This window comes from Shewanella sp. WXL01, assembly GCF_012263345.1.
Lineage (GTDB): Bacteria > Pseudomonadota > Gammaproteobacteria > Enterobacterales > Shewanellaceae > Shewanella > Shewanella maritima.
In genome coordinates this window covers 255,137-271,814 of the sequence record NZ_JAAIKQ010000001.1, presented here as the reverse complement: position 1 = coordinate 271,814, position 16,678 = coordinate 255,137, and the positions used below count along the sequence as shown (strand labels likewise).

The following is a 16,678-nucleotide window of genomic DNA, read 5'->3' as shown; positions in this document are numbered from 1 at the left end:
TCAGTATAAGTGATAAATGTTAATACTTTGATACTAACACCAATTAGGCAGTAAAAACATGCAGTGGCTAAGGCTTAGCGGCTAGTTTCCTATATCGATAATGTAAACAACTGTGAGTTTAAGCTTACACTTGTGCATGACCAAACAAGTCTCAGGGATTGGTGTAACCTAAAGGTATATGTGCCGCACCTGGGCGCAAAAACGGATAAATCCTAACGGAAGGACAAATTAAATCGGAATTGACACATAATCGCTGGAATAAAACACAGACAACAAAAAAGCCCCAATAGATTATTGATTGTATTGGGGCTTTATTGATGCGTTAGTTATTAATTTACAAGTAAAGTTTGTAGTGATTACAAACTTGCGTGAGGACCAAATACCTCATAGTGCATTTGCGACTCAGCCACATTTAGTGCTAATAGCTGCTGCTTAACCGCTGACATAAAGCCAATTGGACCGCAGAAGTAATACTTGGCATTTGGTTGAATATGCTTCGCTACCTTGTTTAACTCAACTGTGCCGCTAAAGTCATAATGCTCTACCTGTTTGTCATCAGCTAATGGCTCACGATACCAAACATAGCTACTAAGCTTGTCGTGCTCGGCAGTTTTATCATTAATCGCTGCAGCAAATGCGTGTTGCTCTCCATCTTCACAAGCATGTACCCAAGTGATCTCGCTATTGTGTTGTTTAGCAAGCAGTTGGTTAAGCATGCTTTTCATTGGTGTTTGACCCACTCCAGCAGAAAGCAGCACCACAGGCGTGTCGGCGTCAGCATCTAATACAAAATCACCAGCAGGTGCAATCACATCAATTTCATCGCCTTCGTGATAGTGCTCGTGCAATAGGTTAGAAACTTTACCGCCTTGCTCTGCCTTAACGCTAATGCGGTAAGTGCTGCCATTTGGCGCATCTGACAGCGAATACTGGCGAATTTCAGTGTTCTCTAGCTGCTCATGCTCAAGCGACAAACTCAGGTATTGACCCGGCACAAAATCCACTACAGCTTCACCATCGACAGGAGCAAGCACAAATGAAGCAATCACTGAAGACTCAACTTGTTTAGCTTTAATCACAAAACGACGCGTACCTTGCCAGCCACCTTGTTTATCAGCAGTTTGCTTATAAAGCTCAGCTTCACGATTAATAAAGATGTCAGCTAAAAAGCCATACGCCTTACCCCAAGCGGTTAATACTTCTTCAGTTACCGCTTCACCACCAAGCTCTTGCAAGGTTGCGAGCAAGTGACCACCAACAATGGCGTACTGTTCTGGCTTAATTAAAAAACCTGTGTGCTTATGGGCAATTTTCTCAACTGCGCCAGCAAGCGCACCTAGGTTATCAATGTTCTTTGCATACGCAGCAACAGCATTAAACAGCGCCACTGGCTGACCACCACTGTGCTGATGCGATAGGTTAAATACATCTTTTAGTTCAGGGTTATGTTCAAACATACGCTGATAAAAATGCTTAGTCAGTGCTGGGCCTGCAGCTTCAAGAAGGGGAATCGTGCTCTTTACAACGTCTTTAGTATGCTGATCTAACATAAACAACCTCTAATATGTATTTAATATGCATGTTTCGAATTGGATACTAAACATGCATTTGATTTAGATCAATAGAATTCCAAATAATTATTAATCTAAACAGAACGATAGCCCAAATAAACAACAATAAAGATAAGTTAACTGGCCAGATTTAATGTTCACCTGACTACTTCATATGGTTGTTCAACAAATTAAACACCGCACCTTAACAAATTAACCACATCAAGCTTGACTGTTCAGCAGATTTTGGCTGTCATACTTCAGTGCAATTTTTCATTGGGCAGCTCTATTTTTATCCGTTGTATCTCATTAATTTTAAGGAGTAATTATGACTACTTACACGGAGCGTAACCGCAAACCTCTTAAGCTAAAACTTCTCCCACTTGGAGCCGTTGCCGCAGCGATTATTTCAACATCAACAATGGCTCATCAGTTTGACGCGCGCTCATATGCAATGGGTGGCGTAGGAGCAAGCAGTGCTGACTACTTAACCGCGCCTTTCCATAACCCAGCCCTTGCTGCTAAATACGAACAAGATGATGACATTGCCCTACTATTTCCTTCTATTGGTGCAGATGCCAATGATCCAACCGATATTATTCAAAATGTAGAGGACTTTTCAGACATCTATGACGAATTCAAGGGCATGAGCAATCCAACTGAAGCGGACGCTCAAAAGGTGATTGACCAGTTAAAATTGGTTCAAGGTGACTATGCTCAGGTTCAAGCTGGTACACATCTCGCGCTGGCGATACCCAATGATTTGGTATCTGTTAACGTATTTGCGCAGGCTTATGCTGACGCACTGGTATTTGCAGATATTACCGATGAAGATCTAGTGCCTGAGAACATTATTAAGCAAGACCTCAGCTCGCAAGCACTGACTATGGGTGTGGTGGTAAGTGAGTTTGGTGTCAGCCTTGCGAAATCGTATAAGCTACCTACTGCAACCATTTATTATGGTGTATCACCTAAGTATCAAAACGTTAAAACCATTAACTACATCAGTGATATTGAAAACTACAAGTTTGATGATTGGGACGATGACCGCTATCAATCTGACGACAATAACTTCAATGTTGATTTAGGCATTGCCTATCAGCACAACGCTGGCTTTGGTGTCGCGCTTGCAGCAAAGAACGTGATTAAAAATAGCTACAACACGCAAATCATCAAAGGCGTTCAAGGTCAGTATGAAGTCTCGCCAACTTATACCCTAAGTGGCAACTACCAGAATCATTTACTCACTGCGGCGATTGATATTCAATTAAACGAGTCAGAAGGTTACAAAGGCATCACTGGCACCAGCAACAACTATGATGCAGAAGCCGACAACCGCCAATTTGCCGCATTAGGTGTCGAGTTCTTTCCTGACAGCTGGTTTAAACTGCGCGCAGGTTATCAAACTGACCTAACCAACAACACTGACGACAGCATCACCGCAGGTCTTGGTTTCTCGCCATTTGATGTATTCCACTTCGACCTATCCGCTCGCTACGCCGACAGCAAAGACATGGGTGCAGCACTGCAAACTAGGTTTACTTTTTAACTAGTCAGCCTGCATATGAAGTAACGAATAAGCCCCGATATCACGAGATATCGGGGCTTTGTTTTAGCTGCTGCAAGCAGGACTGGGTTTAAGACTGCGGGCAACGATTAATTTAGTCACCACTTTACTCTGACCCAACCTACTCTTACTCGACCTGACAAACTCTATTAGCGGCGCAGCACCGCAATCCAGCGGCCAAGATTGAGCAGGCTTGCCAGTGAGCCAGCCACATAGGTGAGTGCCGCCGCCTTGAGAATCTTCTCTGCATGTTTTAGGTCACCGTCATGCAGGTAATCGCCCTCTTTTAGCATCGGCAGCGCCTTGCCATAACTGGCATCAAACTCCACAGGCAAGGTCACCAGATGCACAATTGTACTCAAGCCCATCGACAGCACGCCAATTAAAATGGTCAACATGCCAGCTTGCGGTATACGGGTGAGCAGTATGACCAATGGCGATGCCAACATCATTATGCTGGCAATACGCTCACCGACCATCGCGGCGCCAGCGAGCTTCTGCCTTGCAACAAATAGCGACTCGCCGCGAGAATCTTGCACAGCATGCCCTACCTCGTGAGCGGCAACAGTAATAGCGGTCAGGGAGTAACCAGAATAATTATCTGGCGACAGGCGAACAGCCTTAGCGGCAGGGTCATAATGATCACCGCTGTTAGTCTCTTCAACCTTAACGTCTTTCAACCCAAAACGATCTAGCAGATGACGCGCAAGCTCGCCACCGTTACCTTTACCACGGTAACGATCCGTCGGCTGATGATACTTGCTCATCACGTGGTTAACCCACCAACCAGGCAAGAACACACAGCAAGCAATAACGAGAATTAAAATTATCCAAAGCATGAAAGTCAGTATGCCACAAAGGTGGGGGTAACTCTTACAGCGTTTATCTTGGGATCGGTACAACTTCAACTAATTAATTTTTGCGCATTAATTTCAATATGTGTGCATGCTCACTTCTTCAACATAGTATACTACTCGGTAACCTGTTAACCTCAATAGATACAAATAGTTAATTAAGCATACACTGATTTTTGATGTTGGCAAAACGCGCATGCGTATTAATCCCAATACGTGCGCATGCGCACTATATAAATGTTCGCTACTGAATAGATCGAGCTCTGAGCAAGAGGGAATAATGTCAGACGAATTAACTTATCATTTGAAAAAAGTCCCCGGCAAAACCTACATGAGCCGTAGGATAGTCGTACATGATGACAAGAAGCTTCGTCATGCATCAAAAGTTCTTGATCTTGATGAAGGATTTATCTATGCCAAAGAAAAAGATGAGATAGTAATTCGGAAAACTGAAGGTGGTAGAAAAGAGATAGTTGCCAAGTTTTTTGAAGACTCCAGAGGAGTTTCAGTCGTAACTCTTCAAAGCTTTAATCCAAGCAAAGGTACGCCTCAAAAAACATACTTCTCCTTTGTAGGTTCTGAGATTGGTCAAGTTATTGAGTTTTTTCATAACGTCTTCAACTATAAATTTGAAGATGGCGGTAACGTAAATATCACGGATGCTGAGCTGAGAAAAATAATCTTGTCTCAGACACAGGCTAAGAGCTTGGTAAAAGATAACCAAGATCTATTTGCGGAAGCTTTTCGTACGGAAGTTACAAACGAAGATGTAGTAGCTCTTGGTTATCGCAAGAAGCAACTTGATACATTTAGCCGATTACTCGAAGACTCTGAATATTTTTATCATGCAATGGAGCATAAAAAATGCCGAGGAAAAGAAGATCTATGGCAAAAATACTTCGATAAAAACAGGTGGATTTTTGGCTACGGTTTAAATTATGTATTTGTTACTGGATTTGAAGGAAGGAAGCTTGAGCAAATTGTACAAGGTAGCGATCTTTTAAATAAAGGGAAGCGTGCTGATGCATTAATGATGACAAAAGGGGTTATAAGCTCCCTCTGTTTCATCGAAATCAAAACACATGAGACAGCTTTGCTTGAATCCACAAGTTATAGACCCGGATGTTGGTCTCCTTCAAGAGAATTAGTGGGAGCAGTGGCACAGGTTCATGGAACAGTGGCTTCGGCCTCCAGAAATCTTTATGAGCAAATAAGGCCTGTAAGTACTGATGGAAACCCTACGGGTGAAGAGGTGTTTAACTACAAGCCAAAAGCTTTCATAGTTATTGGAAACCTCCAAGAGTTCGTTACAGAGCAAGGTGTCAACAAAGAGAAGCTAAGATCCTTTGAACTATATCGTAGCAGCCTCTATGACGTTGAGATAATCACATTCGATGAGCTCTATGAGCGCTCGAGGTTTATTGTCCATGCTGAAAATAGCTAACAAGAAGGAACCCTGCGAACCGGGACTTCCCCAGTTTTACCTGGGGAAATGTTCTCTACCTGTCCCCCCCATAACGTTTTTGGTGGAGGGGCCCGGGGTTGCTCAGTTATGGTGATGATCACCACGGATGAACAAAGATTACTACTTATGCCAAGAGATGTATAGATGACAACACTATTTTCATGGACGGGTATCGATACACATGGCCCAGCATCGATTTATATTGCTAGCGATAGTCGAATTTCCTGGGGTAAAAATGCTACTTGGGACGTAGGCCGGAAGTTGTTTGCTTCAAGAAATTTCCCTGAAGTATTTGGCTATTGTGGCTCAGTTTCGTTCCCTATACAGATATTAGGTCAGTTAATTGAGCACATTGATGATGGATTGTTACTCTGTGAAAGTGACTCTATCGAAATAAAAATTGAAAAAGTCAGGTGTGAAATTGAAAGGAGTCTCAGTTTGATGCCAAAGGCTCAAAGAGGAACTTGCCAAATTTTATATGCGACCCGTTTGGGGAATAGAATGCGGTCTAGCTTCCATGCAGCCAGAATTAAGGTTACTCATGATGGGGTTACGGCTGAGAAAATTGAGTTACCTGAAAGGTCTGGATTAATAGCAAGTGCCGGTAGTGGAAAAGCTTCTTTAAATACATGGTATGAGCAATGGGTTGGAAATCCTAGCCAAGATCCTCATCAATCAGGAAGAACTAGTAGAAATGTTTTTAGTGCCTTCTGTGACTCACTTGAATCTAAGCAAGATCCATATAGTGGTGGTGCACCACAACTTGTAGGCATCTATCGTGAAGGCCCAGCGAAGAATTTTGGTTTAATACACAAGGGAAATCGATACCTCAATGGAATTGAAGTAACTTCCTCGAAAGGTTTAAACTCAATTGAATGGCGAAATGAGTTATTTGAAAGATGCTGTGGTGAATCTATGGGGATTTTAAAAAAAGCTCAACGTCAGCCAAAGTTAAGAGAAATAAAGAACCCATAGCTAACAAGTTGCTGCTACGGAAAATTTACTCGCTCCGCTCCCAAACTTCCGCAGAGCAAGGCGTTATTTTTTAAAGTAAGTATGAAGAAAGTAATAGGACTATATATTCTTGTTGTAGTAGTTGGTGTCTTTACATCAACAGCTGTTTCAGAAAAAGTAACCGAAGCAACTTTCAAGCTTTATTCTGGAGCTACTATGATTCAAATGGATTATAGCTTAACCCTAGAAAACTCTTTGGCTATTTTAGAAGCTTACGAAAACAGTGATGAAGCTGCATTTTATCAATCAAACTGTATGCAAATAAATTTGTCGCTAAAAGCTTTACGCTTGTACAGAGACAACATTAAAGGCATGCAACAAGTTCGAACAGAGTCTGCGATTACTAAAGGCCATGAAGTACTTTTAAAACTAGAACAATCAGGTAAGTGTTAATTGAAATATAATAAGCCAAGAAAGTAGCGGGACTGCTAATTCGGTTCCGCTTCGCTACATGAGTTTAGCCAAGCATTTGTCAGCCCCTTATTTGGAGCGTTAGGGCGGACTCCCTACACTCTGTATTTTCGGTTTCAATTTAATTAGGTCAGAGTATGCGTACCTAAAAGCTAGATTCCGGCTAAAAGCGTCACCGGAATGACGATGTGACCTATCCCATTAATAGCCACAAAACAAAAGCCCCGATACCGTTAGGTATCGGGGCTTTTAAATTCTCTTTTACAAGAAGTATGGTATTCAGCTTTCAGCTAAGACCGACAGAGTTTTTTGCGTAGGATAAATCGGTTAGAACAAGGCGCTTTACCACGACGTTTAGCTTTCTTAAACGAGTAGTGAAGCAACGCAGTTATCACCGATTTAGACCAGCAAAAATTACATCATGCCGCCCATACCGCCCATACCACCCATACCGCCCATATCTGGAGCAGCTGGCGCTTCTTGTGGGATCTCACCAACCATTGCTTCGGTAGTGATCATTAGACCCGCTACAGACGCTGCGTATTGGATAGCGCTACGAGTTACTTTAGTTGGGTCTAGGATACCCATCTCTAGCATGTCGCCGTAGGTGTCGTTACCAGCGTTGTAACCATAGTTACCTTCGCCATTCTTCACGTTGTTAGCAACAACAGATGCTTCTTCACCTGCGTTAGTTGCGATTTGACGTAGTGGAGCTTCCATTGCACGTAGTGCGATAGTTACGCCGTGCTTTTGGTCTTCGTTGATCACTTCAACATCAGCAATTTTGCTTGCAACGCGAACCAGTGCAACACCACCACCGGCAACAACACCTTCTTCAACGGCGGCGCGAGTAGCGTGTAGTGCATCTTCAACGCGAGCTTTCTTCTCTTTCATTTCAACTTCAGTTGCTGCGCCAACTTTGATTACTGCAACACCGCCAGCTAGTTTAGCCATGCGCTCTTGTAGTTTCTCTTTGTCGTAGTCAGAAGTTGATTCTTCGATTTGCTGCTTGATTTGAGTTACGCGAGCGTTGATTTGATCTTGCTCACCAGTACCGTCGATGATGGTTGTGTTGTCTTTAGTGATCACAACGCGCTTAGCAGTACCTAGGTCTTCTAGGGTAGCTTTTTCAACTTCAAGACCGATTTCTTCAGCGATTACCGTACCGCCGGTTAGAATTGCGATGTCTTGTAGCATAGCTTTACGACGGTCACCAAAGCCTGGTGCTTTAACCGCTGCAACTTTCACAATGCCGCGCATGTTGTTCACAACTAATGTTGCTAGCGCTTCACCTTCAACGTCTTCAGCGATGATCATCAGTGGCTTACCAGTTTTAGCTAGTGCTTCTAGTAGTGGTAGTAGCTCACGGATGTTTGAGATTTTCTTGTCTACTAGCAAGATGAATGGGTTATCTAGCTCTACGCTGCCCGTTTCTTGCTTGTTGATGAAGTATGGAGATAGGTAGCCGCGGTCAAACTGCATACCTTCAACTACGTCTAGCTCGTTCTCTAGCGCTTGACCTTCTTCAACAGTGATCACGCCTTCTTTACCTACGCGCTCCATCGCAGTTGCGATGATTTCACCGATTGACTCGTCAGAGTTTGCAGAGATAGTACCAACCTGAGCAATTGCTTTAGTGTCAGCACATTCTTGAGATAGGTTTTTAAGCTCGCTAACCGCTGCAACAACAGCTTTGTCGATACCGCGCTTAAGGTCCATTGGGTTCATGCCAGCTGCAACGGCTTTTAGGCCTTCGTTAACGATAGCTTGCGCTAGTACAGTTGCAGTTGTAGTACCGTCACCGGCTGCATCATTGGCTTTAGAAGCAACTTCTTTCACCATTTGTGCGCCCATGTTTTCGAACTTGTCTTCTAGTTCGATTTCTTTTGCTACAGACACACCATCTTTAGTGATGAGTGGTGCACCAAAGCTTTTGTCTAGTACTACATTACGACCTTTAGGGCCTAAAGTGACTTTTACTGCGTTAGCTAGAACGTTAACGCCCGCAAGCATTTTTACGCGTGCGTCGTTGCCAAATTGAACTTCTTTAGCTGCCATTGTGTAAATCCTTCAATAATTGATTAAGTGAATAACTAGTTGGGGAGGCTTAGCCTACTACCGCTACTAGGTCAGATTCAGACAGGATAAGTACTTCTTCACCGTCAATTTTTTCTTTTTTCACGCCGTAACCTTCGTTGAAGATCACCACGTCGCCCACTTTTACGTCTAGTGGTTGAACTGTGCCATTTTCTAAAATACGGCCGTTGCCCACGGCTAATATTTCACCACGCGTTGAAACTTCTGCAGCGCTACCAGTCAATACAATGCCACCCGCTGAGGTTGACTCAACTTCGGTACGCTTAACGATTACGCGGTCATGTAATGGACGAATATTCATCTATGAACTCTCCTAATGATGTGATGCCCAATATTAACAAGGCGTTTTAAAAACAGGGTTACCCCTAGATGGATGTTGATATGGGGGTAATCGATCACAGATCCAAGGGGATTGGTAAAAAAATCTATAATTTTTTTAAGTCGGTTTTATTAATGGCTGGTTAATCCTGTTAGAATTCGCCTCCCTTATTGATGTCCTAGTTGTTGCATGAACGATAAACACGGTTTACTCACTCAACCTATTGGGCGTGTGTTAATGAACATGACCCTACCTAACCTACTCGGTATTTTAACCGTGTTGGGTAGCAGTTTGGTGGACATGTTTTTTATCGGAAAGCTTGGCACAGAGCCGTTAGCAGCGATTAGCTTCACCTTCCCGGTTACTCTGGTTATCTCAAGTATTGTGATTGGTATAGGCGCAGGGCTTTCGACCAACCTCGGTAGGCTGATAGGTTCGGGCAATCAGCAGACCGCCAAGGTGTTTTTGTTCGATGTTATCTGCATCACATTTACCATCATTAGTGTCCTGTGCCTGATTGGCCTGATGTTCATTGACCCATTATTTACGCTGCTGGGTGCCAATAGTGACATCTTATTGCTGATCCACGACTACATGATTTATGCCTTTTTAGGTGCGCCGTTTTTAGCGCTATTGATGGTCGGTAATCAGGCACTAAGAGCTACTGGCGATACTAAGCCACCTGCGCAAATTATGATGTCAGCAGCGATAGTAAACATCATCCTCGACCCGATTTTAATCTTTGGCGTTGGCCCAATTCCGGCAATGGGGTTAAAGGGCGCAGCGATTGCGACCACTGTATCTTGGCTAGTGGCGCTGTCTGTTTCTGGGTATTTGATTTTAATCAAGCGTGAACTGGTAAAATTTGCGCCGTTTTGCCGCGCGCGCTTAGTTAAAAACTGGCGCTCATTGGCACATATCGCCAGACCCGCTGCACTTATGAACATGATAAACCCGATTGCCAACGGCGTACTGATGGCAATGCTAGCAAGGGTTGACCATGCTAGCGTAGCGGCATTTGGTACTGGGGTAAAAATCGAATCTGTCTTGTTGATTGTGGTAATGGCGCTGTCATCCAGCTTATCGCCGTTCATCGCGCAAAACTTAGGTGCAGGGCAACCGCAAAGAGCGAAACAGGCGCTGTTAATGTCGCTCAAGTTTGTGCTGATATTCCAAAGCTTGCTGTACATTCCACTGCTGTTTAGCGTCGATTTCTTAACTGGCTTGTTTACCGACGACCCACAAGTCGTCAAAGGGCTAAGCTTTTACCTCACATTTCTGCCGCTGGCTTATGGGCCATTAGGCATGGTGATTGTGTTTGCCAACAGCTTAAACGCCTATCATCAGCCGGTAACGTCACTGCTGATTAACCTCACCCGCTTGTTCTTAATCATGCTGCCTCTGGCGGCACTGGGCTTAGCCATTGGCGGTGAAACAGGGTTAATGTTGGCGCTGCCAATTACCAATACCATTATGGGCGCCGCTTGTTATTACATGGCAACCAGAGTAAGTGAGCCAACACTGGCGCAGCGCCGCCATGCTGCCGATGCAGTCATTGAATGATTTAGTGAAGAGCATTAACGAATAAGTTGGCCGAGTAGAGTAACCGCAGAAACGTCATCTCAGCGAGTACAAAAATGACAGCACTTGAGCTTGCTGCATAACTTGCTTAACCTAGCAGTATCCTCCAACCGCGCTAAACTTTTAGGCTCAAAGTATATGAAAAAAGCCAATAAAGCGGCGATGTTGTCCGCGCTCATTTGCCCCGGCCTTGGGCTATTTCACCTCAAGCAACGCCTCCTCGGCGGGGCGTTTATGCTGGCTGCATGTGCACCACTATTTATGGTTGCGAAGCTTATTTTTGCTCAAGCCAACAAAGTGGTAGATAGAATACTGAGCGGTGAAGTGAGCAACGACTTTTTAAGCATTCACGCTGCGGTAACCGAGCTTCCCAAAGGCGAGGCAAGCGAGCAATTACAGCTCTACACCTTATGTTTTATAGGCGTTTGGCTAATCAGCATTGCGCTTTCATATATGCTTGGGCGTCGGCTAGACAAGCAGAGTACAGATCGAGGTACCTCTCAATAATCGCAATGTTCTGCTTTTAGCTATTAACTCCCCAAACTCAGCGATAGTGTCACTTACCTACCGTTAAATGGCCTTATATTGCTTTTGGCTAATTTTCTACTAGGCTCAAATTATTACAGAAAAGTTACAGCCAATTGAGTGGCTCCACTCGCGGGAGAAACAAGGATGTTCAACGCAGATATTAGTCTACGCAGTAAGTTGATTGTTCTGATCAGCTTTGTCATCGGCAGTCTACTGCTGCTGTTTTTGTTCTCACATTACTTCTCAACCAGGCAAGACAAACTGGCCGAAATCAAAGCTACAGTGTTAGATATCAATATCATTGCCCTACAGCTGCGCCGAAACGAAAAAGACTTCTTGCTGCGTAAAGATGATAAATACCTCGATAAGTTTCAAGGCAACTATCAAACACTCGTTAACCGCATAGAGGCTCTGGATGTTGATGAATCTGTGCTCAATAAAGCCAGTCTTGTCAACAACTTCACCCAATATCAAAGCTACTTTGTTAGCCTAGTAAACACCATGAAGCAAAAGGGGCTGGATGAAAAGTCAGGCCGTTATGGTGAACTAAGAGCGGCAACCCACAAACTTGAGTCTCTACTTAATCAGCACAACAAACATCAAGATTTAATCTCGATGCTGACGCTACGCCGTCACGAAAAAGACTACATGCTCAGGCAAAATGACAAATACCTGCAAAGACTCGATGCAGAAGCTGCCAAACTTGCAACATCACTATCGCAACTGCCGCAAGCTTTAGAATTCTTACAGGGTTACCGCAACGGTATTAGTGCTTACGCTGAACTCAACAATCAAATAGGACTGACTCCAAAATCTGGTCTGCGCGGACAAATGCGTGAAGCCACCCATCAAGCAGAAGAGCAACTTAAGCAAGCTACCACTAACCTAGGTGACTACTTAAACACACAGGCGCGTATCGCATTTTGGCTGTCGCTAACGCTATTCTTACTTGTATCAATTGGGCTAACACTGGCAGTAGTTAAGCTTAGCCGCAATATTCGTAAACCCATTCGCGATGCCGTAAACAGCATTCACGGCATTATTAATGAGCGTGACTTTGAATTACGAGTCCCTAAAAAAGCCGATGACGAATTTGGGCAGATTATTGATGCCATTAACGACTTCATCTCGTTTGCGCAGAAGATTAACCTATCTATGCGCGAATTAAGAGAAGTCACCCAAGAAGTTGAGTCGCGCGCATTACTCAGCGAAGAGCAGCTACAACAACAGGCGCAAAAGTGTGAATCTGTCGCGGCGGCTTCTAATGAACTTGAATACTCAGTTGATGAGATTGTACAAACCACCAGCAAAACAGCCGAGACCACAGGCGCTATTGCAACGCACGTTGACGACGGCACCGAACAGCTTGATGTGATGCATGGCAAGTTTAATGATACCGCTGACAGCCTGGTTAAATCTGCTGAACATATTGAAGTACTTAAAAGTAAGACCCACAACATCAATAACTTTATTGACGAAATTCAAAGTATTGCAGAGCAAACCAACCTACTTGCATTAAACGCCGCAATCGAGGCTGCGCGGGCGGGAGAATCTGGTCGCGGTTTCTCGGTGGTCGCTGACGAAGTGCGCACACTGGCGGCGCGTACCCAGGAGTCGACGCAGCAAATTACTCATATTATTGCCGAGCTACAAAAGCTCACTCAAGACGCCTTTACTGAAGTAACCGACTGTAAGAATATGAGTATGAGCAACCTTGATGAGGTCGACAAGTCACGGCAAATCCTCGCTAACGTCGCAACTGAGGTTGAGTCAATCCACGACATGGCGACCAATATTGCCACCTCGGTTGAACAGCAAAGCTGTATGCTCAAAGACATTAATGAAAACATAACTGACATTAAAGAAAGTTGTGACATACTCACCGAGCGGGCGCGCAATAACCACAAAACCTGCTCAGTTGCGAACGAGAAGACCCTGCTGATTGGTCACTTCTAGTTACATAGGTACATAGGTGCAACTCGACTACCTGTAAGTAGCAACCACAAAAAAGGCGTTAACCTTATCGGTTAGCGCCTTTTTTTGTGATTTAGTCCTAATGGCCAGCGTTCAGTTTAAACAAGTTTACTCTGACCCAAATGTTAACAGATTAACTTTTTTCTTTGTCATCTGAGCTTGGCTTGCGCTCTGCTTCGCCTTCAATCACATCCTCTTGCTCTAATTGATGTGAGCGTGGGCTTGGGTCTTGCTTGCGCTCAAAATCGCCATCGAAGGTATTGCCTTGATCAAATGGGTTACCTTGTTCGAACGGACCTTGTTGAAATGGTCCTTGCGGACCAAAGCCGCCACGAAACTGGCTATTAGACATCACCTTTAACTTCATACGCTTAAACACAAAGCTAGCGATGGGTGCGCGGGTAATTGGAGTAAGTAGCAGCAGACCAACAAAGTCGGTCACAAAACCAGGGATGAGAAGTAGCACACCAGCCATTGCTAGCATCATCGCCTCAGCAATTTCTTGCCCTGGCGCTTCGCCTTGGGCCATTTTTTGCTGCGCTGTCATCAAGGTGCTAATACCTTGGCTGCGAACCAAAGACACACCGACAATGGCGGTGAAAAACACCAAGCCCACTGTCGTCCACGAACCTAATACTTCGCCAACCTGGATCAACACATTTAACTCAACTACGGGAATAACCACAAATAGCAAGATGAAAAAGAAGAACATAACAACCTCGTGTGTGGTGGCTTGCTGAGTTTGAGCAAAGTCACTGTTTGACAAATTTTTCTAACGTCGTTGAATACTTTATGGGGGTTATGCGGTCTTAATTCAAGACAGCTCACGAATATCGCGGCACAATAATGAAACTTGCCGTTAAAAATCGTACAGTACCCATAATTATCGCTTTATTAGCTTAAGCTAACTTTAACCATAACTGAGATACAATGACGACAGATCATCTGATCATTTTCAGCACTTGCCCAGATAAACCCACTGCTCAAGCGATTGCCCAAGCCTTAGTCAAGGCCAAGCTAGCTGCGTGTGTACAGATCGGCCAAGCGATTGAATCAGTATATGAATGGGACGGCCAAATTTGCCAGTCGCAAGAAGTACCTTTGCAAATAAAGTGTTTGGCACGTCATTTTGATGCCATCGAGCAGTTGTTGATCCAGCTTCATCCTTATGATGTCCCTGAGATCATTGCAACCCCAATAACTCGTGGCTTACCTTCATATTTAACATGGATAGAAGAAACCACTGCATCATGAAAAAACTATTTGCTGTTTTATTTACATCCTTGCTGCTGATGTCATCGCTAGTTGTCGCTCCGACGGCATATAGCGAAGGCGGCTTAGCGAAAAAGTTCAGCTTCTTAAGTGATGAACCTGAGCTTATGCCAGTTAATGAGGCCTTTTTGTTTGAGTATAAGCAACAAGGTAATCAGCTAAAAATCAGCTGGGTTATTGCCGACGGTTACTATATGTACCGCGACAAGCTGAAATTTGCTGCTGACGGCGCTGAGATTGGTGAAATCGACTTACCACGCGGCGAAATGCACAACGACGAATACTTTGGCGAACAAGAAGTTTATTACTCGTTCGTTAACATCCCTATCGCGCTAAAAGAGGCGAGCAAAGAAGCCACCTTTACCGTCACCTTTATGGGTTGTGCAGAGGGTAAATTGTGTTATCCACCAACCAAGCGTCAGGTTATTTTAGAGCCGGTTGAGCTTAACGACGGCAAGATTAAGCAAAAAGAAATTATTGGTGGCAGTGCGCCTAAAGCGAGCAGCGGTTCTGACTCTAGTACATCAAGTGCGCCTGTCACGCAGCAAGACTCACTTAACCAAATGCTGCAGAACGACAGCCTATTCTGGACGCTATTAGTCTTCTTTGGTTTAGGCGTGGGTCTGGCGTTAACCCCTTGTGTTTTCCCTATGTACCCTATCTTGTCAGGCATTATTGTTGGCCAAGGTAAGAAGCTGTCGTTAGGTAAAGCGTTCACGCTGTCGATGGCTTACGTGCAAGGTATGGCAATTACCTACTCATTACTTGGGTTAGTGGTTGCCTCTGCGGGTATGAAGTTCCAGGCAGCCTTGCAGCACCCAGCTATCTTGATTTTCTTAGCTGTAATGTTCGTGATTTTAAGTTTATCCATGTTCGGCATGTATGAGCTTACTTTGCCAAGTAAATGGCAAGAGAAGATGAACAACATGTCAAACAACCAAAAAGGTGGCAACCTGATTGGCGTGTTTATGATGGGCGTGATTTCAGGCCTTGTTGCTTCACCTTGTACTACCGCTCCGCTTTCTGGCGCATTAATTTACGTGGCGCAGTCAGGTGACTTAGTTCAAGGCTTCCTCGCACTTTATGTACTCAGTATGGGTATGGGTGTACCGCTACTTATCATTGGTACTTCTGGCGGTAAAATTTTACCTCGCGCTGGCGCTTGGATGGACATCATCAAGACCATCTTCGGCTTCCTACTTATCTCAGTATCAATCGTAATGCTAGGGCGCATCTGGCCTGGCCTTGTGTCCGACATACTATGGTCTGCCTGGGGCATTGCACTGGTTGGTTACCTGATGCATCAGAACAAGCTCACTGAGCTTAACTGGAAGCAAACTGTGCGCAGTGTGTTACTACTGCTATCACTACTTGCCAGCTTCTCGTACGGCTTACAAGCAGTAATGAGCGCGATGGGTCATCAAGCACCAACATTGACCAACACATCAGGCCAAGCAAGCCACGGCGCACACCCTGAGTTCGTTAAGATTAAATCGCTTGAAGACTTAGAACGTGAGCTTGATAAAGCGAGTATTAGCGGTAAAACCGTGATGCTTGATCTCTACGCTGACTGGTGTGTTGCTTGTAAAGAGTTTGAAAACATTACCTTTGTTGACCCTATGGTGATAGAGCGTCTAAACCAAATGGTATTGCTACAAGCTGATGTTACCGCGAGCGACGCCACTGACGTAGAGCTACTTGAACATTACGATGTATTAGGACTACCGACACTACTTATGTTCGATGAAAATGGCGCTCAAAGAGAAGATTTGCGCGTAACAGGCTTTATGAAACCTCAAGCCTTTGCTGATCACCTAGATTTATTACTCGAAAAATAATCTAGCGACCAACTAAACCAATGAAAATGGTCAACTTATTATTTAAGTTGACCATTTTTTTGTTTTTCATTCTTAGCTTAATCCAAAGTTAATTTTTTTATATTACAATCTAGGTAACTGTTGCCTAAATTGTTGTAACATTTTTAGCACTTGTTGAATAAGCGAGCAGCTGCAAATTGGCACATCGAGCGCAAATGGATTCGGCAAC

At 44.2% G+C, this 16,678-nt stretch carries 14 protein-coding genes; 9 read left to right on the top strand and 5 right to left on the bottom strand.

Annotated features, from left to right (window positions below; all coding sequences use genetic code 11):
* Positions 1-356 precede the first annotated feature (356 nt).
* A complete protein-coding gene (hmpA, locus tag G3R49_RS01105) occupies positions 357-1,550 on the bottom strand; it encodes an NO-inducible flavohemoprotein (protein WP_167868387.1) in 1,194 nt (397 codons plus the stop codon).
* 328 nt (positions 1,551-1,878) lie between these two features.
* Here hmpA and G3R49_RS01100 point away from each other — a divergent pair, with 328 nt between their 5' ends.
* Positions 1,879-3,099 carry a conjugal transfer protein TraF gene (locus G3R49_RS01100; RefSeq protein ID WP_167868386.1) on the top strand — a complete coding sequence of 407 codons (1,221 nt, stop codon included), beginning with the start codon at positions 1,879-1,881 and terminating at the stop codon, positions 3,097-3,099.
* Between the two features lie 167 nt (positions 3,100-3,266).
* Here G3R49_RS01100 and G3R49_RS01095 read toward each other — a convergent pair whose 3' ends face one another.
* The gene (locus tag G3R49_RS01095) at positions 3,267-3,956 is read right to left on the bottom strand and encodes a zinc metallopeptidase (RefSeq protein WP_167868385.1); all 690 of its coding nucleotides are present in this window, start codon (positions 3,954-3,956) and stop codon (positions 3,267-3,269) included.
* Between the two features lie 295 nt (positions 3,957-4,251).
* On the opposite strand from G3R49_RS01095, the gene G3R49_RS01090 reads away from it, so the two are divergent.
* The 3 genes from G3R49_RS01090 to G3R49_RS01080 all read left to right on the top strand — a co-directional run bounded on the left by G3R49_RS01090 (position 4,252) and on the right by G3R49_RS01080 (position 6,843).
* Positions 4,252-5,415 (top strand): Shedu immune nuclease family protein, encoded by a 1,164-nt coding sequence (locus tag G3R49_RS01090; RefSeq protein WP_167868384.1) that lies wholly within the window; start codon positions 4,252-4,254, stop codon positions 5,413-5,415.
* A 165-nt stretch (positions 5,416-5,580) separates the two neighbouring features.
* The gene (locus tag G3R49_RS01085; RefSeq protein ID WP_167868383.1) at positions 5,581-6,411 is read left to right on the top strand and encodes a hypothetical protein; all 831 of its coding nucleotides are present in this window, start codon (positions 5,581-5,583) and stop codon (positions 6,409-6,411) included.
* Positions 6,412-6,492: 81 nt separating this feature from the next.
* Positions 6,493-6,843 carry a hypothetical protein gene (locus G3R49_RS01080; protein WP_167868382.1) on the top strand — a complete coding sequence of 117 codons (351 nt, stop codon included), beginning with the start codon at positions 6,493-6,495 and terminating at the stop codon, positions 6,841-6,843.
* A 432-nt stretch (positions 6,844-7,275) separates the two neighbouring features.
* Here G3R49_RS01080 and groL read toward each other — a convergent pair whose 3' ends face one another.
* Both groL and G3R49_RS01070 read right to left on the bottom strand, forming a co-directional pair.
* Positions 7,276-8,919 (bottom strand): chaperonin GroEL, encoded by a 1,644-nt coding sequence (gene groL, locus G3R49_RS01075; RefSeq protein ID WP_130599115.1) that lies wholly within the window; start codon positions 8,917-8,919, stop codon positions 7,276-7,278.
* A 49-nt stretch (positions 8,920-8,968) separates the two neighbouring features.
* Entirely contained in the window at positions 8,969-9,259 is a 291-nt protein-coding gene (locus G3R49_RS01070) for a co-chaperone GroES (RefSeq protein WP_130599117.1), read from the bottom strand.
* Between the two features lie 207 nt (positions 9,260-9,466).
* Between G3R49_RS01070 and G3R49_RS01065 the strand changes: the two genes are divergently transcribed.
* From G3R49_RS01065 to G3R49_RS01055, 3 genes are all read left to right on the top strand, one after another.
* Complete coding sequence (locus G3R49_RS01065; protein ID WP_167868381.1) at positions 9,467-10,840, top strand: MATE family efflux transporter; 1,374 nt, start codon at positions 9,467-9,469, stop codon at positions 10,838-10,840.
* Positions 10,841-10,996: 156 nt separating this feature from the next.
* Positions 10,997-11,365 (top strand): hypothetical protein, encoded by a 369-nt coding sequence (locus tag G3R49_RS01060; RefSeq protein WP_167868380.1) that lies wholly within the window; start codon positions 10,997-10,999, stop codon positions 11,363-11,365.
* Positions 11,366-11,530: 165 nt separating this feature from the next.
* Positions 11,531-13,342: a methyl-accepting chemotaxis protein gene (locus G3R49_RS01055; protein ID WP_167868379.1), complete on the top strand. Its 1,812-nt coding sequence runs from the start codon at positions 11,531-11,533 to the stop codon at positions 13,340-13,342.
* A 151-nt stretch (positions 13,343-13,493) separates the two neighbouring features.
* Here G3R49_RS01055 and G3R49_RS01050 read toward each other — a convergent pair whose 3' ends face one another.
* Positions 13,494-14,072 (bottom strand): FxsA family protein, encoded by a 579-nt coding sequence (locus G3R49_RS01050; RefSeq protein WP_130603361.1) that lies wholly within the window; start codon positions 14,070-14,072, stop codon positions 13,494-13,496.
* 218 nt (positions 14,073-14,290) lie between these two features.
* Here G3R49_RS01050 and cutA point away from each other — a divergent pair, with 218 nt between their 5' ends.
* Both cutA and G3R49_RS01040 read left to right on the top strand, forming a co-directional pair.
* The gene (gene cutA, locus G3R49_RS01045) at positions 14,291-14,614 is read left to right on the top strand and encodes a divalent-cation tolerance protein CutA (protein WP_167868378.1); all 324 of its coding nucleotides are present in this window, start codon (positions 14,291-14,293) and stop codon (positions 14,612-14,614) included.
* Positions 14,611-16,470, top strand: a complete 1,860-nt coding sequence (locus tag G3R49_RS01040; protein WP_167868377.1) for a protein-disulfide reductase DsbD — start codon at positions 14,611-14,613, stop codon at positions 16,468-16,470. The genes cutA and G3R49_RS01040 overlap by 4 nt, the downstream gene beginning before the upstream one ends.
* Positions 16,471-16,678: the final 208 nt, after the last annotated feature.